This window comes from Sphingomonas sp. (assembly GCF_041661825.1).
Classification (GTDB): domain Bacteria; phylum Pseudomonadota; class Alphaproteobacteria; order Sphingomonadales; family Sphingomonadaceae; genus Sphingomonas.
The window spans coordinates 535,307-559,658 of the sequence record NZ_JBAZTU010000004.1 but is presented as its reverse complement, the minus strand read 5'-3'; the positions used below and the strand labels follow the sequence as shown (position 1 = coordinate 559,658).

At 65.3% G+C, this 24,352-nt stretch carries 30 protein-coding genes; 14 read left to right on the top strand and 16 right to left on the bottom strand.

All coding sequences use genetic code 11. From position 1 onward, the window contains the following. Positions 1-151: 151 nt before the first annotated feature. The 9 genes from WC729_RS21295 to WC729_RS21255 form a co-directional block, all read right to left on the bottom strand. Entirely contained in the window at positions 152-493 is a 342-nt protein-coding gene (locus WC729_RS21295) for a DUF1491 family protein (RefSeq protein WP_372856429.1), read from the bottom strand. Beyond that, complete coding sequence (locus tag WC729_RS21290; protein WP_372856428.1) at positions 490-960, bottom strand: PaaI family thioesterase; 471 nt, start codon at positions 958-960, stop codon at positions 490-492. The genes WC729_RS21295 and WC729_RS21290 overlap by 4 nt, the downstream gene beginning before the upstream one ends. Next, positions 947-1,414, bottom strand: coding sequence for a PTS sugar transporter subunit IIA (locus tag WC729_RS21285; RefSeq protein WP_372856427.1), 468 nt, complete (start codon positions 1,412-1,414; stop codon positions 947-949). The genes WC729_RS21290 and WC729_RS21285 overlap by 14 nt, the downstream gene beginning before the upstream one ends. Before the next feature lie 71 nt (positions 1,415-1,485). Continuing rightward, on the bottom strand, positions 1,486-2,073 hold the full coding sequence (hpf, locus tag WC729_RS21280) for a ribosome hibernation-promoting factor, HPF/YfiA family (protein ID WP_372856426.1): 588 nt from the start codon (positions 2,071-2,073) through the stop codon (positions 1,486-1,488). Positions 2,074-2,125: 52 nt separating this feature from the next. Beyond that, positions 2,126-2,818, bottom strand: a complete 693-nt coding sequence (gene dnaQ / locus WC729_RS21275; RefSeq protein ID WP_372856425.1) for a DNA polymerase III subunit epsilon — start codon at positions 2,816-2,818, stop codon at positions 2,126-2,128. Positions 2,819-2,826: 8 nt separating this feature from the next. Next, complete coding sequence (coaE, locus tag WC729_RS21270) at positions 2,827-3,432, bottom strand: dephospho-CoA kinase (RefSeq protein WP_372856424.1); 606 nt, start codon at positions 3,430-3,432, stop codon at positions 2,827-2,829. A 4-nt stretch (positions 3,433-3,436) separates the two neighbouring features. Beyond that, entirely contained in the window at positions 3,437-4,249 is an 813-nt protein-coding gene (locus WC729_RS21265) for a shikimate dehydrogenase (protein WP_372856423.1), read from the bottom strand. Next, the gene (locus WC729_RS21260) at positions 4,246-4,842 is read right to left on the bottom strand and encodes a nucleoside triphosphate pyrophosphatase (RefSeq protein WP_372856422.1); all 597 of its coding nucleotides are present in this window, start codon (positions 4,840-4,842) and stop codon (positions 4,246-4,248) included. Before WC729_RS21260 ends, WC729_RS21265 begins: the two co-directional genes overlap by 4 nt. After that, positions 4,839-5,648, bottom strand: coding sequence for a pyruvate, water dikinase regulatory protein (locus WC729_RS21255; protein WP_372856421.1), 810 nt, complete (start codon positions 5,646-5,648; stop codon positions 4,839-4,841). The genes WC729_RS21260 and WC729_RS21255 overlap by 4 nt, the downstream gene beginning before the upstream one ends. Before the next feature lie 343 nt (positions 5,649-5,991). Between WC729_RS21255 and hemE the strand changes: the two genes are divergently transcribed. The 5 genes from hemE to WC729_RS21230 all read left to right on the top strand — a co-directional run bounded on the left by hemE (position 5,992) and on the right by WC729_RS21230 (position 9,939). After that, positions 5,992-7,017 (top strand): uroporphyrinogen decarboxylase, encoded by a 1,026-nt coding sequence (gene hemE / locus WC729_RS21250; protein ID WP_372856420.1) that lies wholly within the window; start codon positions 5,992-5,994, stop codon positions 7,015-7,017. Further along, a complete protein-coding gene (locus WC729_RS21245; protein WP_372856419.1) occupies positions 7,014-7,466 on the top strand; it encodes a CopD family protein in 453 nt (150 codons plus the stop codon). Before hemE ends, WC729_RS21245 begins: the two co-directional genes overlap by 4 nt. Before the next feature lie 168 nt (positions 7,467-7,634). After that, a complete protein-coding gene (gene rho / locus WC729_RS21240) occupies positions 7,635-8,891 on the top strand; it encodes a transcription termination factor Rho (protein WP_372856418.1) in 1,257 nt (418 codons plus the stop codon). A gap of 110 nt (positions 8,892-9,001) precedes the next feature. Continuing rightward, positions 9,002-9,295 carry an antibiotic biosynthesis monooxygenase gene (locus tag WC729_RS21235; RefSeq protein ID WP_372856417.1) on the top strand — a complete coding sequence of 98 codons (294 nt, stop codon included), beginning with the start codon at positions 9,002-9,004 and terminating at the stop codon, positions 9,293-9,295. Beyond that, positions 9,292-9,939, top strand: a complete 648-nt coding sequence (locus WC729_RS21230; protein ID WP_372856416.1) for a YjbE family putative metal transport protein — start codon at positions 9,292-9,294, stop codon at positions 9,937-9,939. The genes WC729_RS21235 and WC729_RS21230 overlap by 4 nt, the downstream gene beginning before the upstream one ends. Positions 9,940-10,008: 69 nt before the next feature. Here WC729_RS21230 and WC729_RS21225 read toward each other — a convergent pair whose 3' ends face one another. Beyond that, on the bottom strand, positions 10,009-10,710 hold the full coding sequence (locus WC729_RS21225; protein WP_372856415.1) for a dienelactone hydrolase family protein: 702 nt from the start codon (positions 10,708-10,710) through the stop codon (positions 10,009-10,011). A gap of 139 nt (positions 10,711-10,849) precedes the next feature. Here WC729_RS21225 and WC729_RS21220 point away from each other — a divergent pair, with 139 nt between their 5' ends. The 6 genes from WC729_RS21220 to WC729_RS21195 are packed head-to-tail and all read left to right on the top strand — an operon-like array spanning position 10,850 to position 16,562. After that, positions 10,850-11,074, top strand: coding sequence for a DUF6489 family protein (locus tag WC729_RS21220; RefSeq protein ID WP_372856414.1), 225 nt, complete (start codon positions 10,850-10,852; stop codon positions 11,072-11,074). 6 nt (positions 11,075-11,080) lie between these two features. After that, positions 11,081-12,361: a tRNA uridine-5-carboxymethylaminomethyl(34) synthesis GTPase MnmE gene (mnmE, locus tag WC729_RS21215; RefSeq protein ID WP_372856647.1), complete on the top strand. Its 1,281-nt coding sequence runs from the start codon at positions 11,081-11,083 to the stop codon at positions 12,359-12,361. A gap of 55 nt (positions 12,362-12,416) precedes the next feature. Continuing rightward, entirely contained in the window at positions 12,417-14,258 is a 1,842-nt protein-coding gene (gene mnmG, locus WC729_RS21210) for a tRNA uridine-5-carboxymethylaminomethyl(34) synthesis enzyme MnmG (protein WP_372856413.1), read from the top strand. Then, a complete protein-coding gene (locus WC729_RS21205; protein WP_372856412.1) occupies positions 14,255-14,869 on the top strand; it encodes a 16S rRNA (guanine(527)-N(7))-methyltransferase RsmG in 615 nt (204 codons plus the stop codon). Before mnmG ends, WC729_RS21205 begins: the two co-directional genes overlap by 4 nt. Then, a complete protein-coding gene (locus WC729_RS21200; protein ID WP_372856411.1) occupies positions 14,866-15,657 on the top strand; it encodes a ParA family protein in 792 nt (263 codons plus the stop codon). The genes WC729_RS21205 and WC729_RS21200 overlap by 4 nt, the downstream gene beginning before the upstream one ends. Continuing rightward, complete coding sequence (locus tag WC729_RS21195; protein ID WP_372856410.1) at positions 15,654-16,562, top strand: ParB/RepB/Spo0J family partition protein; 909 nt, start codon at positions 15,654-15,656, stop codon at positions 16,560-16,562. The genes WC729_RS21200 and WC729_RS21195 overlap by 4 nt, the downstream gene beginning before the upstream one ends. A gap of 41 nt (positions 16,563-16,603) precedes the next feature. Here the strand turns inward: WC729_RS21195 and holA are convergent, their stop codons facing one another. From holA to WC729_RS21175, 4 genes are read right to left on the bottom strand one after another with little or no spacing between them, the layout of a single operon-like run. Then, positions 16,604-17,617 carry a DNA polymerase III subunit delta gene (gene holA / locus WC729_RS21190; protein ID WP_372856646.1) on the bottom strand — a complete coding sequence of 338 codons (1,014 nt, stop codon included), beginning with the start codon at positions 17,615-17,617 and terminating at the stop codon, positions 16,604-16,606. A gap of 7 nt (positions 17,618-17,624) precedes the next feature. Beyond that, positions 17,625-18,122 (bottom strand): LPS assembly lipoprotein LptE, encoded by a 498-nt coding sequence (gene lptE, locus WC729_RS21185; RefSeq protein ID WP_372856409.1) that lies wholly within the window; start codon positions 18,120-18,122, stop codon positions 17,625-17,627. After that, entirely contained in the window at positions 18,119-20,644 is a 2,526-nt protein-coding gene (gene leuS / locus WC729_RS21180; RefSeq protein ID WP_372856408.1) for a leucine--tRNA ligase, read from the bottom strand. Before leuS ends, lptE begins: the two co-directional genes overlap by 4 nt. Before the next feature lie 13 nt (positions 20,645-20,657). Next, a complete protein-coding gene (locus WC729_RS21175) occupies positions 20,658-21,095 on the bottom strand; it encodes a DUF3576 domain-containing protein (RefSeq protein ID WP_372856407.1) in 438 nt (145 codons plus the stop codon). Between the two features lie 226 nt (positions 21,096-21,321). Here WC729_RS21175 and WC729_RS21170 point away from each other — a divergent pair, with 226 nt between their 5' ends. After that, the gene (locus WC729_RS21170) at positions 21,322-22,032 is read left to right on the top strand and encodes a porin (protein WP_372856406.1); all 711 of its coding nucleotides are present in this window, start codon (positions 21,322-21,324) and stop codon (positions 22,030-22,032) included. On the opposite strand, the gene WC729_RS21165 is transcribed toward WC729_RS21170, so the two are convergent. After that, positions 22,005-22,523, bottom strand: a complete 519-nt coding sequence (locus WC729_RS21165; RefSeq protein WP_372856405.1) for a thiamine phosphate synthase — start codon at positions 22,521-22,523, stop codon at positions 22,005-22,007. The genes WC729_RS21170 and WC729_RS21165 overlap by 28 nt on opposite strands. A 70-nt stretch (positions 22,524-22,593) precedes the next feature. Between WC729_RS21165 and WC729_RS21160 the strand changes: the two genes are divergently transcribed. Then, positions 22,594-23,259: a YggS family pyridoxal phosphate-dependent enzyme gene (locus WC729_RS21160; RefSeq protein WP_372856404.1), complete on the top strand. Its 666-nt coding sequence runs from the start codon at positions 22,594-22,596 to the stop codon at positions 23,257-23,259. Then, positions 23,259-23,921 carry an HAD family hydrolase gene (locus WC729_RS21155; protein WP_372856403.1) on the top strand — a complete coding sequence of 221 codons (663 nt, stop codon included), beginning with the start codon at positions 23,259-23,261 and terminating at the stop codon, positions 23,919-23,921. The genes WC729_RS21160 and WC729_RS21155 overlap by 1 nt, the downstream gene beginning before the upstream one ends. Here the strand turns inward: WC729_RS21155 and WC729_RS21150 are convergent. Beyond that, positions 23,918-24,352: a hypothetical protein gene (locus tag WC729_RS21150; RefSeq protein ID WP_372856402.1), complete on the bottom strand. Its 435-nt coding sequence runs from the start codon at positions 24,350-24,352 to the stop codon at positions 23,918-23,920. The two genes, WC729_RS21155 and WC729_RS21150, sit on opposite strands and share 4 nt — an antisense overlap.

The window sequence follows — 24,352 nt, the reverse complement described above, 5'->3', positions numbered from 1 at the left end:
CGAAAAATGCGGTGGTGTGCGGAAGCTGATCGGATCAAGAAAAAGCGATCGCCCGGACGTCCCCCCGACTGCGTAACCTAGCCGGATCGCACCCGGCACGGCACAACGCGCGTGATTAGAGCACGCGCTTTCGTTGTGCAGCGCACCCAAGTCAACCCGACAGCATCGTTTCTGCGGCGAATCGTTCTGCCGATACGATATCCAGCTCGATTACCCACAAATCGGGGTCGCGGCTGCGTCTCCGGCGCCAATAGTCGGTGATTTCGGCTGCATTATCAATGGTTTTTGGGCCAACGCGGACGAGCTGAACCGAGCCGTCGGCCCCGATTCCGCGTTCGAAGACGCCAGAATTAACTCCTTTTTCCAGCGCGATGACCAGGATCGCGCCAGCCTGAACGTCGCCTTTGGCGAGCACCGTGCCGATCCCGCCGGCATCGTTCACCCGCCTGAGCATCGCGCCGACCAGCAACCCGCTCGGCAGACGTTCACTCATGAAACCGCCCGATATCCGGGCAGGCCGGCAAGCGCGATGCGGCTGCGCATGAAGGTGCCCGTGCCGCGCGCAGCCTCCTCGCCTTCGCTGTCGATCAGCCGGGCCTCCGCGACGAACACACGGCGCTGGCCGCTGACCCAGCGCCCCTCCGCCACCACCGGCCCTGCCTTGAGCGGCTTGGTGAAGAGCAGGTTGAACGCGGTGGTCAGCAGGAAGCGATCGGTGACCAGGCTGTTGGCCGCATAGAAGGCGGCATCGTCGAGCATCTTGAAATAGCTCGTACCGTGTGCCGCGCCGCCGGCATGATAATGACGCTCGTCGATGATGAAATGAATCCGCGCGACGCCGGCAGTCGGAATTTCCAGCCTCGATTCGAACAGCCGGTTGATCGGGGCCGCAGCGTAAAGCGATTCGAGCGCGCGGAAATGCGCTTCTTCGCCCTGCGCCGGAGAATCAGGCGGCGTCACGTGCCTCGTCAGCGGTCAGCAACGCGTAGATCGCATCACGCGACCCGGCGCCGCGCAGCTTGTCGACGAACCCACGCTCGCGCAGCCGGCGCGACACCCTGGCCAGCGCCTTCAGGTGCAGCGCACCGGCATCGACCGGCGATAACAGCATGAAGACGATGTCGACCGGCAGATCATCCACCGCCTGGAAATCGATCGGCTGGGCAAGGCGCGCAAATACGCCGACGACATGATTGAGGCCGGCAATCCGCGCATGCGGCGTCGCGACGCCGCTGCCGAACCCGGTCGAGCCGAGCTTCTCGCGCTTGACCAGACCCTCCGCAACGGCTGCGGCGTCGAGTCCGTAAGCGGCGGCCGCGGCAGTCGCGAGCTGCTGGAACAAGCTTTTCTTGTTGGCTGCCGCGAGCCGTTCGAGCACGGTCTCGGGCAACAACAGGTCACTCAGGTCGGTCATCATCATCCTTGGGCACCCCTACCCCGGGGGGCGCCCATAGCGCCGTTTGGCGCCGTGCGATAGCACATGCGTCAGGCCGCGCGGTGCGGCTCGACCCAGCCGATCGTCCCGTCACCGCGGCGATAGACCATATTGTACGCCCCCGACCCGGCATTGCGGAACAGGAGCGCCGTGGTGTTGCGCAGATCGAGCATCATCACTGCATCGGAGACGGTCGCGTCGGGCACATCGACCCGGGTTTCCGCCACGATCAGCGGAAAGTCTTCCGCCACCTCGTCATCGGCCTCGCGGAACACGGTATAGCCCGCATTGTCGTCGACCGAGTCGGCGCCGTTGGCGACGCCATTTGCCTGGCCTGAGTTACGGTCCTTCAGGCGGCGCATGTAACGGCGCAGCTGCTTCTCGATCTTGTCGGCCACGCCGTCGAACGCGCCGTGCGCGTCCATTCCGTCATTGCTGCCCTTGAGCACCAGGCCCTGCATCACATGCGCCACGATATCGCAGGTGAAGCCATTGTCGTGCGGCCCCTTGCCGAACGTCACATGGGCAGAAATCGCCCGGGAGAAATATTTGGCGGCGATACCCTGGAGCCGAGTCTCGACATGGCTTTTCAGCGCGTCGCCGGTAGCCACCTGATGGCCCGAAATCCGGATGTCCATGAGCATTCTCCTTCAACAGAACCAGGCAGCTAGGCCCGGCTCCGTACCTGCGTCAACCGGACGCCTCGACCCCCCAAAGCGGATTCTTTATCTTCTCCATAAACGCGGCATGGCGTGCGCGTTCCGCAGCGCTTGCCTCAAAAAGCCGGGCAGGCCGAACGACGGCCGGCGCCGCGACTGGCTGAAAGCTCGCCTGCACCTCGATCGTCTCGGTGACCAGCGTCAGCCCGATCTGGCGTCCGCCGGTCAGCTCGACATAGACCTGTGACAGGAGCTGCGCGTCGAGCAACGCGCCGTGCACGACTCGGTGGCTGCGATCGATGCCATAGCGGTTGCACAACGCATCAAGGCTGTGCTTGGCGCCGGGATGGCGGGTGCGCGCGAGCACGATCGTGTCGACCATCCGGTCGAGATGGATCGCTTTGCGCCCGCAACGCGCGAGCTCGCCGTTGAGGAAGCCGAAGTCGAAGCTGGCATTGTGCGCGACCAACGGCGCATCGCCGAGAAATTCGAGCAGGCCGTCCACGCCATGACCGAACAACGGCTTGTCCGACAGGAACGCATCGCTCAGCCCATGCACGCGCTGCGCCTCGGCGGGCATGGTCCGCTCGGGGTGGAAATAAGCGTGAAAGGTGCGCCCGGTCTCGACCCGGTTGATCAGTTCGACGCAGCCGATCTCCACCATTCGGTCGCCATCGGCGAAGCTGAAGCCGGTAGTCTCGGTGTCGAAGACGATCTCGCGCATTACATATGTTATCGGGATTGCGAGGCCCTGAGGCAAGAGACCAATGACTCGACCGCAGCGCGCGTTTCGTCGAGGCTGCCCCCCGTCGGGATGACGAAATCGGCTCGGGCGCGCTTCTCCGTGTCGGGCATCTGCCGCGCGAGGATCGCATCCAGCTTCACCTCGGTCATACCCGGCCGCGCTAATACCCGGCCCCGCTGGACATCGACCGGCGCGGAGACGACCACCACCTTGTCGACCCGCTTCTCGCCGCCGGTTTCGAACAGCAGCGGGACGTCGAACACGACGATCGGCGCATCGGTATGCGCAGCGAGGAATGCCGTTCGTTCCTCGCCCACTGCGGGATGGATCAGCGCCTCGAGGCGCTTCAGCGCGCGCGGATCGGCCAGGACGGCCTCGCCGAGCAGAGTCCGGTCGACACCCTTGGGCCCGGTCGTGTCCGGGAACATCGCCTCGATTGCGGCGACAAGTCGCCCGCCTTCACCCTGGAGCCGGTGGACCGCCGCATCCGAGTCGAATACCGGCACACCGAGATCCTCGAACATCGCGGCCACGGTCGACTTGCCCATGCCGATCGAGCCGGTGAGTCCCAGGGTCAGGCGGGAGGTCAACATGACGTCATGACATCAACAGCTCGCGCAGCTCCTCGTCGCGATCGCGCGGCGGCTCCGCACCGAACAGAAGCTCGAAGGCCAAAGCACCCTGGCCAATCAGCATGTCGAGACCGTCGACCGTCTCCAGCTCCCGCTCCCGTGCCGCCTTCAGCAGCCCGGTTTCGAGCGGTGCATAGACGATCTCATAGACCACGGCATCCTCAGGCAACGGAGAAAGGTCGAGGTCGAGCGGGGGCTGGCCAGCCATGCCGAGCGAGCTGGTGTTGACCAGCAATGACGCCGGCGGCAGCGGGGCGCTCAACGGCAGCGCCTTGCCTTTCAGCCCGAAAGTGGAAAGCAGGGCAGCCGCCTTCAGCACGTTGCGGTTGAGGATCGTCACCTCGCCGACCCCGATCCGCGACAACGCGAACAGGATCGCCCGTGCCGCGCCGCCTGCCCCGATCACCGCCACTGGCGCCCCGGCCAGCGGCACCTCCGCGATCGGCGCATAGAAGCCGCCGGCATCGGTATTGGTGCCGATCAGCACCCCGTCCTCGGCGCGCATCGCCAGGTTGATCGCGCCGATCGTCGCACGCACGCCGCCGCGATCCTCGACCAGGTCGAGTGCCGCCTCCTTGTGCGGTAGGGTGATATTGCACCCCCGCCAGGCCGGATCCGCGCGGCGTTCCTCGAAATAGCCGGCGAGGCGATCGGGCGTGACATGGTGCGCTCGATAGTCCGCATCCAGGCCCAGTGCATCGATCCAGAAGCGATGGATCAGCGGCGACTTGCTGTGCTTGATCGGATCGCCGATCACCTCGGCATAGATGGCCGTCATGACGTCAAAACACCCCTAACCCGTAGATAATCGAGTACCGGCAACAGTGGCAGACCCAACACGGTGAACTGGCTCCCCTCGATCCGGCTGAACAATTGGGCTCCCGGCCCCTCGATCCGGTAACAGCCGACGCATCCAGAAATCTCCGGCCATTCCACATCGAGATAGCTATCGATGAAACTGTCGGAGAGGGTGCGGACAAACATCTTCGCGCGGTCGACCACCCGCCAGACCGGGCGTCCGTCGACTGCCATCACCGCGGCGCTGATCAGCTCATGCCGCTTGCCCGATATGCGACGAAGATGCTCGGCTGCCTCGGCGCGATCGGCTGGCTTGTCGAGCATCGATCCGTCGTCGAGGGCGACGACGGAGTCGCTCCCCAGCACCAGCGCCTCGGGGTCGCGGTGCGACACGCGCAGCGCCTTCAGCTCGGCCAGCCGGTCGGCCAGGTCACGCGGTGCCACGCCCTCGGCACGCATCGCCGCCTTGGCCGACTCCTCGTCGACATTGGCCGCCACTGCCTCGAACGGCACGCCGGCGGCCGTCAGCATTGCGCGACGCGACGCGCTTTTGGACGCCAGTACCAGTCTCATGCCGAATCCCGCTCGTTGACCAATTGCACGATCGCTGCCGCAGTCTCCTCGATCGACCGGCGGGTGACGTCAATCACCGGCCAGCCATTGTCGGCAAACATCCGCCGCGCATAGGCGACCTCGCGCGTCACCGCTTCCTGATCGACATAGGATGTCTCCGGCGCCTGGTTGAGTGAGAGCAGCCGGTTGCGCCGCACCTGGATCAGCCGGTCGGCACTGGTGGTCAGCCCGACGACCAGCGGATGCCGGAGCGAGAACAGCGAGGTCGGTGGGGGGCTTTCCACCACGATCGGGATATTGGCGGTCTTGAAGCCGCGATTGGCAAGATAGATCGAGGTCGGCGTCTTGGACGAACGCGACACGCCGGCCAGCACGATGTCAGCCTCTTCCCAATCCTCCCAGTTGATGCCGTCGTCATGCGCCATGGTGAACTGGATCGCATCGACCCGAGCGAAATAGGCGGCGTCGAGCACATGCTGGCGCCCCGGCCGCGCCTTGGCCTGCTGGCCGAGCAGGCTTGAAAGGGCGTCAGTCACCGGATCGAGCGGCGCGACTGCCGGCAGGCCAAGCGCCCGACACCGCGTTTCCAAGGTCCGGCGTGTCGCGCTGTTGACCAGGGTGAACAGCACCAGCCCGGGATTCTGCGCGATTTCCTGCAGGATGCGTTCGAGATGCGCCTCGGTGCGGACCATTGGCCAGAAATGGCGGATCGTCTCGACATCGTCATATTGGGCGAGTGCCGCCTTTGCGATATTCTCGAGCGTCTCGCCGGTCGAATCCGACAAAAGGTGGAGATGCAGCCGCATTACGGCCGCGTATCGCGGGCCAAAAGGCCGGTTGGGGATGGAACTGTGGAGAACATCCGGAAAATCGCTAGCGCAACTTCTCCGTCGCGCAAAGCGATCGCCGAGCGTGGAAAAGTCCGGAGTTTCCCACAATCGCGCCCACACCCCCATGGTTCCACGCACAGCCTGTGGATAATGGGGATCGCCCGACCGACTCTGCGGGAGTCAGCGGGCCCGCCCGCGTCAAGCTGTTGGCATTTTCGGGACGAACGCATAAGCCCCGCCATCCACGCGCCAACGACCACTACATCCTTTCTAGATTCTCTTCTTATTAGATAGAAGGACGCTCGCGATCCCGACTCCCGTGACCGAAAAGCGCTTGCTCGCGACCCTGAAGGGCGTTCGGCAGGAGGTGCCTCCGATATGGCTAATGCGCCAGGCCGGACGCTACCTCCCCGAATATCGTGCGCTTCGGGCGGAGAAGGGTGGATTCCTCGCGCTGGCGACCGACCCCGATGCTGCGGCCGAAGTGACGATCCAGCCGATCCGCCGTTTCGGCTTCGATGGCGCGATCCTCTTCTCCGACATATTGATGGTCCCCTGGGCGTTGGGACAGGCGCTGAGCTTCGGCGCGGGTGAGGGGCCTGCGCTGGCCCCACCCTTGATCGATCATGCGCTGGCGGGGCTCCAGAAGGTGCCTGAACGGCTCGACCCAGTCTATGCGACAGTCGAGAAGGTCGCTGCGATGCTGCCGGTGGGAACGACCTTTCTCGGCTTTGCGGGAAGCCCTTGGACGGTCGCCACCTATATGGTCGCCGGTCATGGCAGCCGCGATCAGGGCGAGACGCGCCGTTTCGCCTATACCGACCCCAAGGCCTTTGCCGAGATCATCGATGCGATCGCGGATATGACGATTGCCTATCTGTCCCGGCAGATCCAGGCAGGCGTCGAGGCGGTCCAGTTGTTCGACAGCTGGTCGGGCAGCCTGTCGCCCGCCCAGTTCGAGCGCTGGGTGATCGCGCCGAGCGCGAAGATCGTCTCGGCGTTACACGATCTGCATCCCGACACGCCGGTCATTGGCTTCCCCAAGGGCGCCGGTGGCAAGCTGCCGGCCTATGCGCGGGAGACTGGCGCTGACGCGATCGGCCTCGACGAGACGGTCGATCCGGTCTGGGCGCACAAGAGCCTGCCCGAAGGCTTGCCGGTTCAGGGTAATCTCGATCCGCTCGCCCTGATCGCCGGCGGCGAAGAGCTCGACGCTTCGGCGACACGAATCCTTGAGGCGCTGGCCGATCGGCCGCATATCTTCAACCTGGGTCACGGCATCCTGCAGGATACGCCGATCGCCCATGTCGAGCGCCTGCTGGCGCAGGTGCGGAGAGTGCGATGAATTTCCTTGGGAACGCTTATCTCTGGGTGAAGGCGGCGCATGTCGTCTTCGTGATCTTCTGGATGGCGGGCATGTTCGCGCTGCCGCGCTACCTTGTGTATCATCAGGAAGCGCTACCGGGATCGGCCGAGGCACAGAAATGGGTCGAGCGGGAAACCAAGCTCCGCAACATGATCCTGACGCCATCGATGACCCTGGTCTGGATCCTTGGCGTGATGTTGGCCGTCAATGCAGGGCTGTTCGCTGGCGCAAGCGGGCTCGGCTGGCTCCATGCCAAGCTGGCGCTGGTCGTGATCCTCAGCGGCTATCATGGATGGGCAGTCGGCTATGCGAAGAAGCTCGCGGCGGGCAAGCCGACGCTGAGCGGAAAGCAACTTCGCCTGATCAACGAGGTCCCAGCGATCCTGATCGCGCTGATTGTCGTCCTGGTGATCGTCCGCCCCTTCTGATTCGGCGTTCGCGACTTGACTTGAGAGAGGCTGACACCTAGGTCCCGAGGTGTCGAAGCGCGCGGAGCCATGTGTTCCGGGCCGCGGCACCTTCCTCCAGCATCGTCGCGTTTCCCCTTCGCCGACAGACGCTAACCCCCAGCACCATTCCACGTCCGGACGCCACCCATGCATCTCAAAGACCTCAAGAAAAAAAGCCCGGCCGAACTGGTCGCGATGGCCGAGGAACTCGGCGTCGAGAGCGCGTCGACCTTGCGCAAGCAGGATCTGCTGTTCGCGATCCTCAAGGTCCAGGCCGAAAATGGCGAGCAGATCATGGGGCTGGGCACAATCGAGGTGCTGCCTGACGGTTTCGGCTTCCTGCGCAGCCCGGAGGCGAACTATCTCGCCGGCCCGGACGATATCTACATGTCGCCCAACCAGGTCCGGAAGTTCGGTCTGCGCACTGGCGACACCGTAGAGGGCGAGATTCGTGGGCCGAAGGACGGCGAACGCTATTTCGCACTGACCCGGTTGACGTCAGTGAATTTCGACGATCCGGATGCAGTCCGCCACCGCGTCAATTTCGACAACCTCACCCCGCTCTATCCCGAAGAGAAGCTGACGCTCGATCCGCAGGATCCGACGATCAAGGACAAATCGGCGCGGGTGATCGACATCATCAGCCCCCAGGGCAAGGGCCAGCGCGCCCTGATCGTCGCCCCGCCGCGCGTCGGCAAGACGGTACTGCTGCAGAATATCGCGCGCGCCATTACCGACAACCATCCCGAAGTGTTCCTGATCGTGCTGCTGATCGACGAGCGGCCGGAGGAAGTGACCGACATGCAGCGCTCGGTGAAGGGCGAGGTAGTCTCCTCGACCTTCGACGAACCTGCCACGCGCCACGTGCAGGTCGCCGAAATGGTGATCGAAAAGGCCAAGCGTCTGGTCGAGCACAAGAAGGACGTGGTGATCCTGCTCGACTCGATCACGCGTCTCGGCCGCGCCTACAACACCGTCGTGCCCAGCTCGGGCAAGGTGCTGACCGGCGGTGTCGATGCGAACGCCCTGCAGCGTCCGAAGCGCTTCTTCGGTGCTGCGCGCAACATCGAGGAAGGCGGCTCGCTTTCGATCATCGCCACCGCGCTGATCGACACCGGCAGCCGTATGGACGAGGTGATCTTCGAAGAGTTCAAGGGCACCGGCAACTCGGAAATCGTGCTCGACCGCAAGGTCGCCGACAAGCGCATCTTCCCCGCGCTTGACGTCGGGAAGTCCGGTACCCGCAAGGAAGAACTGCTGGTCGACAAGAGCAAGCTCTCCAAGATGTGGGTGCTGCGCAGGATTCTCATGCAGATGGGCACCATCGACGCGATGGAGTTCCTGCTCGACAAGATGAAGGATTCGAAGACCAACGAAGACTTCTTCGATTCGATGAATCAGTAGCGACGTGCGGCCTGCAGCATCCTGCTGCAGGACTCGCGCAAGCTCGGCGGCGGGCCACAGCCCCGACCGACGCCGCGGGCTTTGCCCGCGGCGCTTGCTCAAAGGAGGGCATGGTGATCCTCGAACACGCCCTCCTCACCATAAAACCCGGCCAATCCGCTAGCTTCGAAGCCGTCATGGCCCGGGCCCGCCCGCTGATCGTCGTCTCACCCGGCTTTCGGTCGATCGCGGTGCGAAAGGCTTGTGAAAGCCCGGACCAGTACCTGCTGCTCGTGGAGTGGGAGGATATCGCCAGTCATCGCGACGGTTTTCGTATGTCAGCGCGTTATGCGAAGTGGCGCGCACTGCTCCATCCCTTTTATGAGCCGATGCCGACCGTGACCTATTTCGGAGACCCTGTGTGATCAATTTCGCGGACGTGTTCACTGCCGCCGGTCTCGCGACGCTCGGCCAGGTGATCATGATCGACCTGATGCTGGCGGGCGACAATGTCATGGTGCTCGGCGCGCTCGCAGCCGGACTGCCACCGAAGCAGCGTAAGCAGGTGCTCGGCTTCGGCGTAGTCATCGCGATGATCTGCCTGATCGGCTTCGCGCTGATCGCGACCAAATTGCTCCATGTCGTCGGCTTGCTGCTCGGTGGCGGTGTATTGCTGCTCTGGGTCGCGTGGAAGCTGTTCCGCGAGCTTCACCCGGCGCCCGCCGCAGTGGCGGTCGATGATCCGGAGACCGCCGCGGTCGAAGGCGTCAAGCCGACCAAGACCTTCCTGCGCGCAGCGATCCAGGTCGCCATCGCCGATCTGTCGATGAGCCTCGACAATGTCCTCGCCGTGGCCGGCGCAGCGCGCGAGCATCCCACCGTATTGCTGTTCGGCCTGATCCTGTCGGTGACCCTGATGGCGGTCGCCGCGAACTTCATCGCGCGACTGATCGAACGCTATCACTGGATTGCCTATATCGGCCTGGCGGTGATACTTTATGTTTCCGGATCAATGATTTACCACGGTATCGTGGATAACGACGTGGGTATCCTCCACCTGCTGATCTGAGGATTCGTCACCGCGCCAAAATCGTCATGCCCAAACAAATCCGGCATGACGATTAGGGTAATGCTGAGATCAGCCCAGATTCTCCGCGAAGAACGCCGCCGTCCGCTCGTCCGCCAGCGTCGCCGACGCATCCGACCGACGCAGCCCGAATTCGGTCGCGAAGCCATGATCTTCGCCGGGATAATCGAAGATCGTCACCTTGGGGTGATCGTCGAGGCCGTCGTGCATCCGCTGCTGCGCTGCCTTGTCGACGAAATGATCCTCCTGCGGCACATGCAGCAGCACCGGGTGCGCAATCGCATGCTTCTCGCCGAGCAGGCCGTCGATACCGACGCCGTAATAGCAGGCGCTGGCGTTCACGTCGGTGCGCGCGGCGGTCATGAACGCGAGCCGGCCGCCAAGGCAATAACCGACCGCACCGACCTTGCCCTCAGCACCTAGCATTTTCCGCGCGGTGCGGATCGTCGCCTCGATATCCTGGATGCCGACATTCTGGTCGAACTGCCCCATCATCGCCAGCGCCTGCTGGAATTCTTCGGGGATGTCGGGGTCGAGCTGCGTATCCGGCTCGAGCCGCCAGAACAAATCGGGCGCGATGGCGAGATAGCCGTCCTCGGCCAGCCGGTCGCATTTGCGGCGGATGCCGGCATTGATGCCGAAGATCTCTTGGACCACGACGATCGCCGCGCGCGGCGGACCCGCGGGCTCGGCGCAATAGGCAGTGAAATCACCCGTGCCGTCGAGCGTGTCGATCGTGATCGTTGCGGTCATCATGGTCCTCGGCTGTAAGGGCGGCGAACGCCCGAAATCCGCATGCCGTCGATGGGCGTTGCGATCAGGCCCAAGTCGCGCGCATACATGCCCGAAGCTTATGCAGCGCGGCCGTCGCCCGCTCAAGCGGAGATGGCCCATGAAGATCAATGTCGAAGTCGATTGCACCCCGGAAGAAGCACGCCGATTCATGGGGCTGCCCGATTTCACGCCAGTCCATGAAAAATATATCCAGAGCGTGATGGGTGCGATGGATGGCGCTGTCCCGCCTGAGATGATCGACACGCTGATGAAGAGCTGGTCGCCGATGGGCGAAGCCGGCATGGGCTTTTGGCGGAAGATGTTCGAGACGTCGTCCAAGTAACGCGTGATGGAGACGATCTTCGCCGTGTCGAGCGGTGCCCCGCCCGCGGCGATCGCGATCATCCGGTTGAGCGGGGAAGGGGCATTCGCCGCAGCACGTGCTCTGGCGGGCACTTTGCCGCAATCACGCCACGCGGCATTGCGTGCGCTGCGTGGCAGTGGCGGCCTGTTGCTCGACCGCGCGCTCGTGCTTGCCTTTCCGGGCCCCGATAGCGCGACTGGCGAAGATCTCGTCGAACTGCATGTCCATGGCGGACGTGCCGTGGTTCAGGCAGTCGAGGCCGCGCTGGCGGCCCTGCCGAGAATGCGTCGTGCCGAGCCGGGCGAGTTCACCCGGCGCGCCCTGGCCAATGGCCGGATCGACCTGACCGAAGCCGAGGGGCTCGGCGACCTGCTTGCCGCGGAGACCGAAGGCCAACGCCGTGCGGCGTTGGCTGTGGCCGAGGGGGCGATCCGCAGACGCGCGGAGGGCTGGACCGACCGACTGCTGGCGCTGGCTGCGCAGGTCGAGGCGCAACTCGATTTCGCCGAGGAGGATGAGGTCGATCAGGCCGCGCCGCCTGCCTTTGCCATGGAGGCGCTGGCGCTTGCCGACGAGATCGCGACCCTGCTCGCCGTGCCGCCCGTCGAACGCTTGCGCGATGGATTACGGGTGGTGATCGCCGGCCCGCCCAATAGCGGCAAGTCGACCCTGCTTAACGTGCTCGCTGAACGCGATGCCGCGATCGTCTCGCCGATCTCGGGCACGACGCGTGACCGGATCGAAGCACCGGTGGTTCGCGATGGCATCGCCTATGTCCTGACGGACACCGCCGGGCTGCTTGAGGAAACGCCTGATCCGATCGAACGGATCGGCATCGCACGCGCTGAAGAGGCGATGCGGTCAGCTGACCTGATCCTGTGGCTGGGCGACGACGAGGCGCCGCAGCCGGGCGCGATCCGCATTCATGCGCGCGCCGATATTGCTGCGCGCGCCGTCGTCCCGTCGGGCGCTGATCTCGCCGTTTCAGCTGCCACAGGCGAAGGCGTTCCCGCTCTTTGGTCGCTGCTGCGCGACCATGCCGCCATGCTGCTGCCGCGCGAAGATGCGGTTGCGGTCAATCGCCGGCAACGCGATTTGCTGGTCCTGTGCACCGACAGCTTGCGAGCGGCGAGCGGGCAGCGCGACCCGATCGTCTTTGCCGAGGAACTGCGACTTGCGATGAAAGCGCTCGATCGATTGGTCGGCCGCAGCGATGTCGAAGCGATGCTCGACGCCCTGTTCACTCGATTCTGCCTTGGCAAATAGACGTTCCACGTGGAACAATTTTGACAGCGGGCTGGCGTCGACCTAGCGGAGCGTCATGGATTTCGATGTAATCGTCGTTGGCGGAGGCCATGCCGGCACGGAGGCCGCGGCCGCGGCCGCGCGCCGTGGCGCGCGCACGGCATTGGTCAGCTTCGATCCAACAAAGATCGGCGCGATGTCGTGCAACCCGGCGATCGGTGGGCTCGGCAAGGGCCATCTGGTTCGCGAGGTCGATGCGTTCGACGGCCTGATCGCGCGCGCTGCCGACGCTGCCGGTATTCACTATCGCATGCTCAACCGCAGCAAGGGTTCGGCGGTGCAGGGGCCGCGCGTCCAGGCCGACCGGACTCGCTACGCAGTGGCGATCCAACAGATGCTGGCAGACCAGGAACGCCTGTGCATCGTATCGGGCGAGGTTGCGGCGCTCACTCTCTCGGCGTCAGGCGCAGTGGCAGGCGTTACCTTGGCCGACGGCTCCTTGCTCAAGGCGCGCGCCGTCGTCCTCGCCACGGGCACCTTCCTGGGCGGCCGCATCTTTTGCGGCGAAGAGCGGCTGATCGGTGGGCGGATCGGCGAGGCTGCAGCCTCGCTGCTGGCGGTGCAGCTGCGCGACGCCCGTTTGCCGATGGCGCGGCTCAAGACGGGGACGCCGCCGCGGCTCGATGGTCGGACGATCGAGTGGAGCCGCCTCGCCGAGCAACGCAGTGACGACGACCCCTGGACCATGTCGCCCGTCACGCCGGGTCGGTCTCTTCCGCAACTCTTCTGTGCCGTCACCCGCACCAGCGAAGAAACGCACACGATCATCCGCGCCTCGCTCGATCGTTCGCCCCTGTTCGGCGGGGCGATCGCGGGGCCGGGCCCGCGCTATTGCCCCTCGATCGAGGACAAGATCCACCGTTTCGGCGACCGTGACGGACATCAGATCTTCCTTGAGCCCGAGGGGCTGGACGACGCGACCATCTATCCCAACGGTATCTCGACCTCCCTCCCGGCGGATGTCCAGGCCGCGATGATCGCTTCGATCCCGGGGCTCGAGACGACGCGGATCATCACCCCGGGTTATGCGGTCGAATACGACCATATCGACCCACGGGCGCTCGATCCGACGCTCGAGGTGCGGGCGATACGGGGGCTGTTCTGCTGCGGCCAGATCAATGGCACGACCGGCTATGAGGAAGCAGCGGGGCAGGGGCTGATTGCCGGCCTCAACGCTGCGGCGGTGGCGCTCGGCGCCGATTCAATCGTGCTCGACCGCGCGACGAGTTATCTCGGCGTAATGGTCGACGATCTGGTGCTGCAGGGCATCACCGAGCCCTATCGCATGCTCACCGCCCGCGCCGAATACCGGCTTAGGCTGCGCGCCGACAATGCCGAGACACGGCTTGGCCCGATCGCGGAAGCCATTGGATGTCTCGGACCGCCGCGCCTGGCGCGTCTGGCCGAGCGCTCTTCTCAGCGCGGCGAGATCGAGGCCATACTCGGTCAGACCTTGTCGGCCGCCAGGGTGCTGGCCAATGGCGCTGCCGGTCCACTCGATAGTCAGAAGCGATCAGCGACTGAGTGGTTGCGCTTCGCCGGCGTGACGGTCGATCATGTCGCGCCCGGCCTGATGGCAGCATATGATCCTGCGCTCGTCGCCGAGATTGCTGAAGATGCCCGTTACGCACCTTATCTGCGACGGCAGGACGAGGAAGTCGCGCAACTCCGCGCCAATGACTCGATCAGCCTGCGCGACGGCCTCGATTTTGCCGCGATCCCCGGCCTTTCGACGGAGATGGTCGAAAAGCTCTGCCAGGTCCGCCCGGCCACGCTGGGTGCTGCCAGCCGTATCCGCGGCATCACGCCCGCCGCGCTGACCGCGATCCTGCTCCACGCCCGGCGTCGCGCCGCATGACCGAGGAGGATGCAAAAGCCTGGATCCGCGATCGCTTTGGCGCAGTGGGTGAGGGGCGGATGGCCGAACTCGCACGGATCGTGGTCGACGAAGCCAGCCGGCAGAACTTGATTGCGCCTTCGACCCTCGACGCCATCTGGGCCCGCCATATTGTCGACTCCGCCCAGTTGATCGGCTTGGCCGACGACGTGGAGGGCGATTGGCTCGATATCGGCACAGGTGCCGGTTTTCCCGGCTTGGTCGTCGCGGCTCTCACTGCACGCCGTACCATTCTGGTCGAACCACGCAAGCGCCGGGTCGAATTCCTCCAGTCAGCGGCAGGGGCGCTGGGTATCGCCGACCGCGTCGAGGTCGTTTGCGGCAAGGTGGAAACGGTCAATATACCGGTAGCGGTGATCTCCGCTCGGGCTGTGGCGCAACTCTCGTCGCTATTTGCCTCCGCGGTGCAATGCAGCCGGCGCAGGACACTCTGGATTCTCCCAAAGGGACGAACTGCGCGCGAAGAGGTGGCGGTCGCCGAGCAGACATGGCATGGTGTGTTTCACGTGGAACACAGCATCACCGATCCCGAATCCCTCATCGTCCTCGCCAAAGGGGTGTCACGCCGATGAATGTCATTGCCGTCGCGAACCAGAAGGGTGGGGTGGGCAAGACCACCACTGCTATCAACCTGGGAACCGCGCTTGCAGCGACAGGCTCGCGGGTGCTGATCATTGATCTGGACCCCCAGGGCAATGCGTCGACCGGACTTGGCATCAATCGCGCCGAGCGCGAGAAATCCAGCTACGATATCCTGCTCGGCGAGATGCCGATTGCCGAGGCAGCGATTCCCACCTGTGTGCCCAAACTCGAGATCGTACCCGCAACGGTCGACTTGTCGGGCGCGGAGATCGAACTGGTCGACTATGAGGAACGGACTCACCGGCTGAATCGGGCCTTGGCGCGGTGCGACCAGCGCTGGGATGTGGTGCTGATCGATTGCCCGCCCTCGCTGGGCCTGTTGACGCTCAATGCGATGGTGGCTGCCAATTCTTTGCTTGTGCCGCTGCAATGTGAATTCTTCGCGCTCGAAGGGTTGAGCCAGCTGCTCAACACGGTCGAGCGTATCCGCGAACGGTTCAACCCGGGCCTGTCGATTCTCGGGGTGGCGCTGACCATGTACGATCGCCGCAACCGGCTGACTGACCAGGTCTCGGCCGATGTCCGCGCCGTGCTCGGCCGCGTGGTGTTCGATACGGTTATCCCGCGGAACGTCCGGTTGTCCGAAGCGCCAAGCCATGGGTTGCCGGCGCTGATCTATGATTATCGCTGCGCCGGCTCGGAGGCCTATATCGCGCTCGCCCGCGAATTGATCGCACGCCTGCCAACCAAACCGCAGCAACCCGCCAGAGCCGCATGACCGACGACGCCGCTGATCAGACGCCGCACCCGCGGCCCAAGCCCCGCGCCGGACTCGGTCGCGGCCTCAATGCCCTGATGGGCGATATCGCGCGCGAGGAACCGGTTCGCGGCGGCGAATCCTTGTCGAGCGGTGTACGCACCTTGCCCGTCGGCTCGCTGACGCCGCACCCGGGCCAGCCCCGTCGGCACTTCAGTGAAGCGGCGCTGGAAGAACTGGCCGAGTCGATCGCCGCGCGCGGGGTCATTCAGCCGATCGTCGTCCGCCCGCACGGCAAGGGCTATCAGATCGTCGCCGGCGAGCGCCGCTGGCGCGCAGCCCAGCGGGCGCGTCTCCATGAAGTGCCGGTCATCGTTCGCGAATTCGACGATGCCGAAACACTCGAAATCGCGCTGGTCGAGAATATCCAGCGTCAGGATCTCAATGCGATCGAAGAGGCGGAGGCCTATCATCGCCTGATCGACGATTATGGCCACACCCAGGAAGCGCTGGGCAAGCTCGTCCACAAGTCGCGTAGCCATATCGCCAATTTGTTGCGGCTGCTCGATCTGCCGAAGATGGTGCAGGACAAGGTGATCGAAGGCGAACTCAGCATGGGTCACGCCCGCGCGCTGATCGGCGCACCCGATATCGAGCAGCTCGCTTATCAGGTCATCGCCAAGGGGTTGTCCGTGCGCGACACCGAGCGCCTGGCGCGCGCCGCCAAGCCGGCCGAAGCGCGGATCCGCAGCGGCGACAATGCCCGCGATGCCGATCTCGCAGCGCTCGAGCATCATCTCGCTGATCTGTTGGGTCTCGCGGTGCGTATCGCGCACGGCCCGAAAGGCGGCTCGCTCACGCTGTCCTATTCGACGCTCGACCAGCTCGACATGGTCTGCCAGCGTCTGACCGGCGAGCGGATTTAACCAGTAACTATTTGATATAGATAGTGAACTTTTCCAATTTTCTAACGCTGTCGCGCGGCCATCCGGGCCACTGCCACGATTGCCGACTGGGCCAGCACCGTCCCTGCATTGGCTGAACTCATGATTGCCCGCTCCGCCAGCCGAGCGCGCTGAATCGCTTCGCTGATCTTCGGTGCTGACCAGGTCCGCAGCGCCCGACCGGTCGAGGCGCGTTCACGGAAGAACACGCGCTCAATCACTGTCCCCGGGCTCGCGCCGGCCTCGATCTCCGCCTGCAGCTCAGCCAGAGTCATCAACCGCCGAACCAATTGCCGCAGCACCGGAATCGGCGACACGCCGGCTTCCTCGAGCCGAGCGAGCTCGCTGCCCAGGGCGTCGGGGCGTCCATCGATCGCTGCGTCGATGGCGCGGCTCATCTCCGAATCGCCCAGATCCGCCCCGACATCGTCCAGTGCCGCGTCGTCCAGCTCACGCGGCCGCTCGGGCGAGGCGTCGAGATAGAGCGCGAGCTTCTCCAGCTCCCGGGTCATCACCGCCCGGTCGCCGCCGGTGGCATTGGCGAGCCGCGCCGCGGTGTCGCCAGTGGTGCGCAGGCCCTGCTCGCGTGCGATCGCGGTGGCGAGCTTCTCCGCGTCACCGCCCTCGGGCAGGTAACAGGCGAAGCTCATCGCGCGCGCGGCTCCCAGCGCCAGCTTGACCGCCTTCGACGTCGCCTTGAGCGACGGCGCGATGGCGACGACCGGATTCCCGGCCCGTTCGGAGTCGAGCAGCAGGGTGAAGGCCTCCAGGCACTCATCGCCGGCGCCGCTGATCCGGATGTGGCGCGCGCTGCCGAACAGCGACATGGAGGCCGCCTCGTCCGCCAGGCGCCCGGGATTCGATTTGAGCGTCGAGGGTTCGAAATCGACCCGCTCCGCATCGGGACCCATCGTTCGCGCCAGCCGGGCTGCGATCTCCTGCGCGCCCGATTCGTCGGGCCCGTGGAGCAGATAGAGGCGGATATCGGGGCTTGCCGCATCGATCGCGGCGCGGATCTGGTTGGCGTTTGCCTTCACGGCCGGCTCATGGCGCCGGCGCTGCGGTCCGCTGCGCATAGAGCGCGACGCGCGCGACGATCTGGTCAGCGACGATGTCGGACAGCCGCTCAAGCGCCGTGTTCTCCGCTGCGATCGTCGCATATTCGGAATTGACCACGTCGATGCCTGCGTCCGATCCCGCGGTCGCATCGAGCAATACCGTACCCTTGGACAGATCGACCAGCTGGTAGCGCGCGCGCAGCGACCGCCGCTCGCGCGAGACGCTGTCGTCGCGGCGCACGCCGAGGCCGATGATCTTGTCGTCGAGCTTGATTTCGAGCCGGTAGAGCGGGGTGCCGCTGGTCTGGAGTCGGTCGTTCAGCGCGTTGGTCATCAGCCAGCCCGCTTTGCCCTCGATCGGCCCTACCTCGACCCGCGTCAGGGTCGTCGCAACCGCGCCCGACGCGCCGCCCGAATAGAGCGGATGCAGCCCGCAACCCGACAGCATCAACGCCAGGGCAGCGAGAAGCGGCTGGTGCTTCATGCGACGATGTTCACGAGACGGTCGGGCACGACGATCACCTTTTTGGGGACGGCGCCGTCCAGGATACGCTGCACATTGGCGTTGGCCAAGGCGATCGTCTCCATCGCTTCGCGCGGCGTGCCTTTGGCGACCTTCACCGTGTCGCGCAGCTTGCCGTTGACCTGGAGCGCGATGGTCGCCTCGTCCTCGACCAGCAGGGCAGGGTCGACTTCGGGCCAGGGCGCGTCGGCGATCAGGCCTTCGCCGCCATTGGCCGCCCAGGCTTCCTCGGCAAGGTGTGGCGCCATCGGTGATACCAGCCGCATCAGCGCGCGGATCGCCTCGATGCGCGAGGCGGAAGGGCCGGCGCGCTCGATCGCATTGACCAGCTCATACAGCTTGGCGACGGCCTTGTTGAACGACAGCGCCTCGATATCGGCGGCGATGCCGGCGATCGTCTGGTGCGTCTTGCGGTCGAGCGCCGTATCGCGGGCATCGCTCGCCTCGGCCTCGGCCAGACCGTCGAACAGCCGCCACAGCCGCTGAATAAAGCGCCAGCATCCCTCGATGCCTGCCTCGCTCCACGGCAGGTCGCGCTCGGGCGGGCTGTCGGAGAGCATGAACCAGCGGACTGCGTCGGCGCCGTACTGGTCGACGATGCCGGTCGGGTCGACGGTGTTCTTCTTCGACTTCGACATCTTCTCGACGCGGCCGATCGCCACCGGCGCACCATCGGCCTTCAGGACTGCCTTGCCGCCGCCGACCGTGACGTCATCGGGACCATACCAGATTCGTTCGCCGCCTTCGCCGCGCGAATAGGTCTCGTGCGTGACCATGCCTTGCGTGAACAGCCCGGCAAAGGGCTCGGCCACGTCGAGCATGCCGATATGGCGCAGCGCTCGGGTCCAGAAGCGCGCATAGAGCAGGTGCAGGATCGCATGCTCCACCCCGCCGATATATTGCGCGACCGGCAGCCACTTCTCGGCCACCGCGCGATCGAACGGCGCATTGCCTGGCTGGCTGGCGAAGCGAATGAAATACCAGGAAGAATCGACAAAGGTGTCGAGCGTATCGGTCTCGCGCCGCGCCGCGCCGCCACAGCTCGGGCAGTCGACATTTTTCCAGGTCGGATGGCGATCCAGCGGGTTGCCGGGAATGTCGAAACTGACGTCCTCGGGCAGTATGACCGGCAATTGCCCGCGCGGCACCGGCACGGCGCCGCAGGCGTCGCAGTGGATGATCGGGATCGGGGTGCCCCAGTAACGCTGGCGCGACACACCCCAGTCGCGCAGGCGGAACACGGTCGAGCCAGTGCCCCAGCCTTCTTCCTCGGCGCGGCGGATTACGGTGCGCTTGCCATCCTCGACATCCATGCCGTCGAGGAAGTGCGAGTTCACCAGCGTGCCGGGACCGGTATAGGCCTCGTCGCCCGTGAAGACGGGATCGGTCACATCGCCCTCGGAGACGACGCGGCGCACCGGCAGGTCGTATTTCCGCGCGAAATCCAGGTCGCGCTGGTCGTGCGCCGGCACGCCGAACACCGCGCCGGTGCCATAGTCCATCAGCACGAAATTGGCGATGTAGACTGGAAGTTTCCACGTCTGATCAAAGGGATGCGTCGCACGCAGCCCGGTGTCGAAGCCCAGCTTCTCCTGAGTCTCGATCTCGGCCGCGGTCGTGCCGCCACGCTTGCACAGCTCGATGAACGCGGCCGCCGCCGGATCGCGCTCGGCCAGCGCCCGCGCGATCGGATGGTCCGCCGCGACCGCGACGAAGCTCGATCCGAAGATCGTGTCGGGTCGGGTGGTGAACACCTCGACTTCTTCGCCGTCGGACAGCGTGAAGCGGAAGGTCAGGCCCTGGCTCTTGCCGATCCAGTTCTCCTGCATCAGCTTCACCTTGTCGGGCCAATGCTCCAACCCATCCAGGCCTTCCAGCAGCTCGTCGGCGAAATCGGTGATCTTCAGGAACCACTGGCTCAGCTTGCGCCGCTCGACCAGGGCGCCCGATCGCCAGCCGCGGCCGTCGATTACCTGCTCGTTGGCGAGCACGGTCATGTCGACGGGATCCCAGTTGACCGAGGATTCCTTGCGATAGACCAGGCCCGACGCGAACAGGTCGAGGAACAGCGCCTGCTCATGCCCGTAATAATCGGGTTCGCAGGTCGCCAGTTCGCGCGTCCAGTCGAGCGCGAAGCCAAGGCGTTTCAGCTGCGCCTTCATCGTGGCGATATTGGCGCGGGTCCAGCCGCCGGGATGCACGCCCTTTTCCATCGCGGCATTCTCGGCGGGCATGCCGAACGCGTCCCAACCCATCGGATGGAGCACTTCATGGCCGGTCATCCGGCGATACCGGGCAAGCACGTCGCCCATCGTATAGTTGCGGACATGGCCGATATGGATCCGTCCCGATGGGTACGGAAACATCTCGAGCACATAGGTGCGCGGCTTGGTCGAATCGTCGCGCGCAGCGAAGGTGTGGCGGTCGTCCCACACCTTCTGCCAAGCCGCGTCCGCCTTCAGCGCGTTGAAGCGTGACGCCATAGGGAGAACGCCTTTAGTTGGCGATGGCGGCGCGGCGCAGATCGCGCGCCCGTGTCAGAATGATATCCTCGAGCTTCTGCACGGTCGCCGCGGCGACGGGCGACGCGACCCATTGCCCGCCCTGGTTGACTTCGCGCAGCGCCGCGACGCGCAGGCCGTCGGCGCGCAGGTCCTGGTCGAGGATCGTCACGGTCACCTTCATCCGCTCGGTCGGGGCAGCCGGGTTCACATACCAGTCGGTCACGATCACGCCGCCATTCGAATCGGTCTGGAGCAGCGGCATGAAGCTCAGCGTGTCGAGGCTGGCCCGCCACAGATAGGAGTTCACGCCGATCGTGGTCACCTTGGCGGCGGCCAGATCGGGGGCAGCGCGATCCTTGCCGCGATGGCCGCAGGCCATGAGCGGGAGGGCAAGCGAAACCACAATCGCGGTACGCAAAAGGCGGTTCATCGGCGGTTTCCTGGACGGTTTCATGAGAATCTCGGGCATCTATAGATGGTCTCGCGCCTGCCGCAAGCATGGCGCGCGCGGGCGGCCTGTGTGCCGCGCGCAACACTTCGGGGGAAAATGCGTCAAGACAGTGGCAGGGCTGGATCGAATCGTGATAGGCGCCATTTAGAGTGAAGGTGCCGAATCCGGGCATCGCAAGGGGTCGCACGTGTTTTCAAGGCGTTGGATGTCTGGAATCGGAGTGGGGGCGCTCGTCGCCGCCGGCTTCGCCATGGCACCGGCGATCGGCGCACCGGGCGATTCGCGCTTGCCGATCAAGCGCATCGCGCCGTTGAACGTCGGCGACATCAACTCCTTCACTCCGGCCGCGGCCGACCCCAAGCTCGCGGCGGTGTTCGCGCGGAGCGGGCTCGACACCAGCAGCTTCCGCTTCACCCCGACCGAATCGCGCCGCAACGGCAACCGTGCCGTCACCGTCGCTGTTCGCGCACGCTCGACTCGTACGGCGCTGGCCGCTGAGCGCGCCGGGTCGATCATCGATACGCCGTCCTCGGTCAGCATCGCGCCGATCGCCTATAATCTGGGCGTCGCGGTCGGCTGGCGTCGGTTTGCGCTGTCGGGCGATGTCGCCAAGGTCGACCTCGCCGGCATGCCGGGCAGCCGCGAGGCAGTCGATGTCGGTGTCAGCTATTCCGGCAACCGCTTCACCGGCCGGGTGAAGGCGGGCGCCGATCGGCCGCTGCCGAACGGACCCAAGCTGGTCGAGGAAGCACCGGCCTATTCGCTCGATGTCGGCGGTTCCTATCGCCTGACCCGGAACCTCGATGTGACGGCGGGCGTCCGCTACAAGGCGGAGCGCGATTATCGCCTCCAGCCCGCGCCGGACGATCGCCGCGACAGCCAGGCAGTCTATATCGGGACGGCGTTCCGCTTCTGATCGGGTAGCCAGGCGTCAATCGCCGCCCAGCCGTGAAATCCCGCTTTCCGCAATTTCCTGAATCGCGCCGCGTCCATCCCGCCTAGCGCGATGACGGGAATGCCGAGCCCGCGCGCGATGGCGGCGGCGCGGGCCGGCCCAAGCGCCCCGGCACCGGGGTGCGATCGAGTCGGATAGAGCGGCGACACGAACAGCAGGTCCGCACCAGCGCGCTTGCCGGCGATCGCCTCTGCCCGGGAATGCGCCGCCCAGGTACGGACGCCGCCTGGCCGGAGCGAGCCGTGCCCATGAACCCCGGCTTCAGGCCCGAACGGTGTCGATCCGGCCCGTATCAGCATTAGCCGCTTGGGCCGCGCCACGCGGGCCACCCGCGCAAACAGCGCGCGCCGTTCGGCAAGGCCGGTCGCGTGATGGCGGAATACGATCCCCGCGCCGCGCGGCAAGGCTTGGATTGCCGCCCATAGCTCGTCGCCCATGCGCTCGTCGGTCATCAGCCACAGCGTCGGAATCGGCGGGTGCTTGGGGTGGCGGTGCGGCACGCCCCTGCCTATAGCGCTGCCGATGCAGCCCGACGACCCCGAGACCCGCCTCAATATCGTGCGCGAGGCCATCGCCCGCGCCGCACGGCTTGCCGATCGCAAGGCTGATACCGTCACCCTGATCGCCGTGTCCAAGACCAAGGCCGCGGAGGAGATCGAACCCCTGCTTGCGGCCGGCCAGCGAATCTTTGGCGAGAATCGTGTGCAGGAGGCCCAGGCCAAATGGCCGGCGCTGCGGGGTGCGTGGCCGGATGTGCAGCTCCACCTCGTCGGCCAACTCCAGTCGAACAAGGCGGAAGAAGCCGTGGAGCTCTTCGATGCGATCCATTCGGTCGACCGATCCTCGCTGATCCTGGCGCTCGCCCGGGCGATGGAGCGGCAGGGCAGGCGGCCCGATTGTTTCATCCAGGTCAATATCGGCGATGAGGAGCAAAAGGGTGGCTGCGCGATCGATGCGCTGCCCGATCTGCTTGCTGAAGCACGCACAGCGGGCCTGCCGGTTGTCGGGTTGATGGCAGTACCCCCGGCCGATGTGGAGCCGGCGCCCTATTTCGCGCTGCTGGCCAAGCTGGCGCGCGACAATGATCTTGCCGAGCTGAGCATGGGCATGTCGGGCGACTACGAGACCGCGGTGACGCTTGGCGCCACTCATGTCCGTGTCGGCACCGCGCTGTTCGGCGCACGTTGATGAAGGCGGATGCGCTGATCTTCGATTTCGACGGCGTGCTGCTTGAAAGCGAATATGCCGGCAACAAGCAGATCGCCGATTATCTCACTGGTGCGGGCCACCCCACCACGGCCGAGGAATCCATGGCTAATTTCATGGGGCTGGCGGGTAGCGATTTCCTCGCGGCGATCGAACGCTGGATCGGTCGGGTGCTGCCCGACGATTTCCATGTGGCGCGCAAGGCCGAGGATGACCGGGCGATGCGCGAAGGGCTCGATGCAGTCGCTGGCGCAGTGGCCTTTGTGCGGAGCCTGCCGGCTGACTTCCCCCGCGCCATCGCCTCGTCGAGCAAGACTCGCTGGATCGAGCGCCATCTCGAGCATCTCGGCATCCGCGATGCGTTCGGCGACAAGATCTTCTCGGGGCGCGAGCATGTCGCGCGCGGCAAGCCGGCGCCCGATCTCTATCTTCATGCCGCGGCCGCGCTCGGCGTCGACATCGGGCGCTGCGCGATCCTGGAGGATTCGCCGGTCGGCGCGACGGGCGCAGTCGCCTCGGGCGCCTATGTCATCGGCTTTTGCGGCGGCACGCATTGCGGGCCGGACCATGCCGCCAGGCTGAGGGCGCTTGGGGTGCGCGACATCGCGACGGACTTCGACGAGGTGGCCCGGCTGCTCGCCTAACGTTCGCGCGCGAGCGTGAAGGTCCGGAGCGCGAGCGCATCGTGATAGGCATTGTGCGGCACGGCGCTCATTGCGGCTGAATCGAATCCGATCGAATCGAGCATCTCGAAACGGATCCGGTCGAGCGCCATGCGTCGCCCTGGCGCGATCACCATCAGCATCGCCGCATGCGCGATATCCTCCGGCCAGTCGGCGATCAGCAGGGGATCGGGGTCATCGCCGAGATATGTCTCGAAACGCCGCGCCATCGTCGCACGATCCACCGGCGCGATATCCAACACCGGCAGGACATGGTCGGCGACCCACGGTGTTGGCTGCTCGCATCGTACTGCTTCATAAAAGGGCGGCATGTCTTCGGCCTCGGGCACCAAGGCGAGCGCGATCAGCTCCCCGCCGAACCCGTTGAACTCGACGTCGAGAAAATAGCGCAC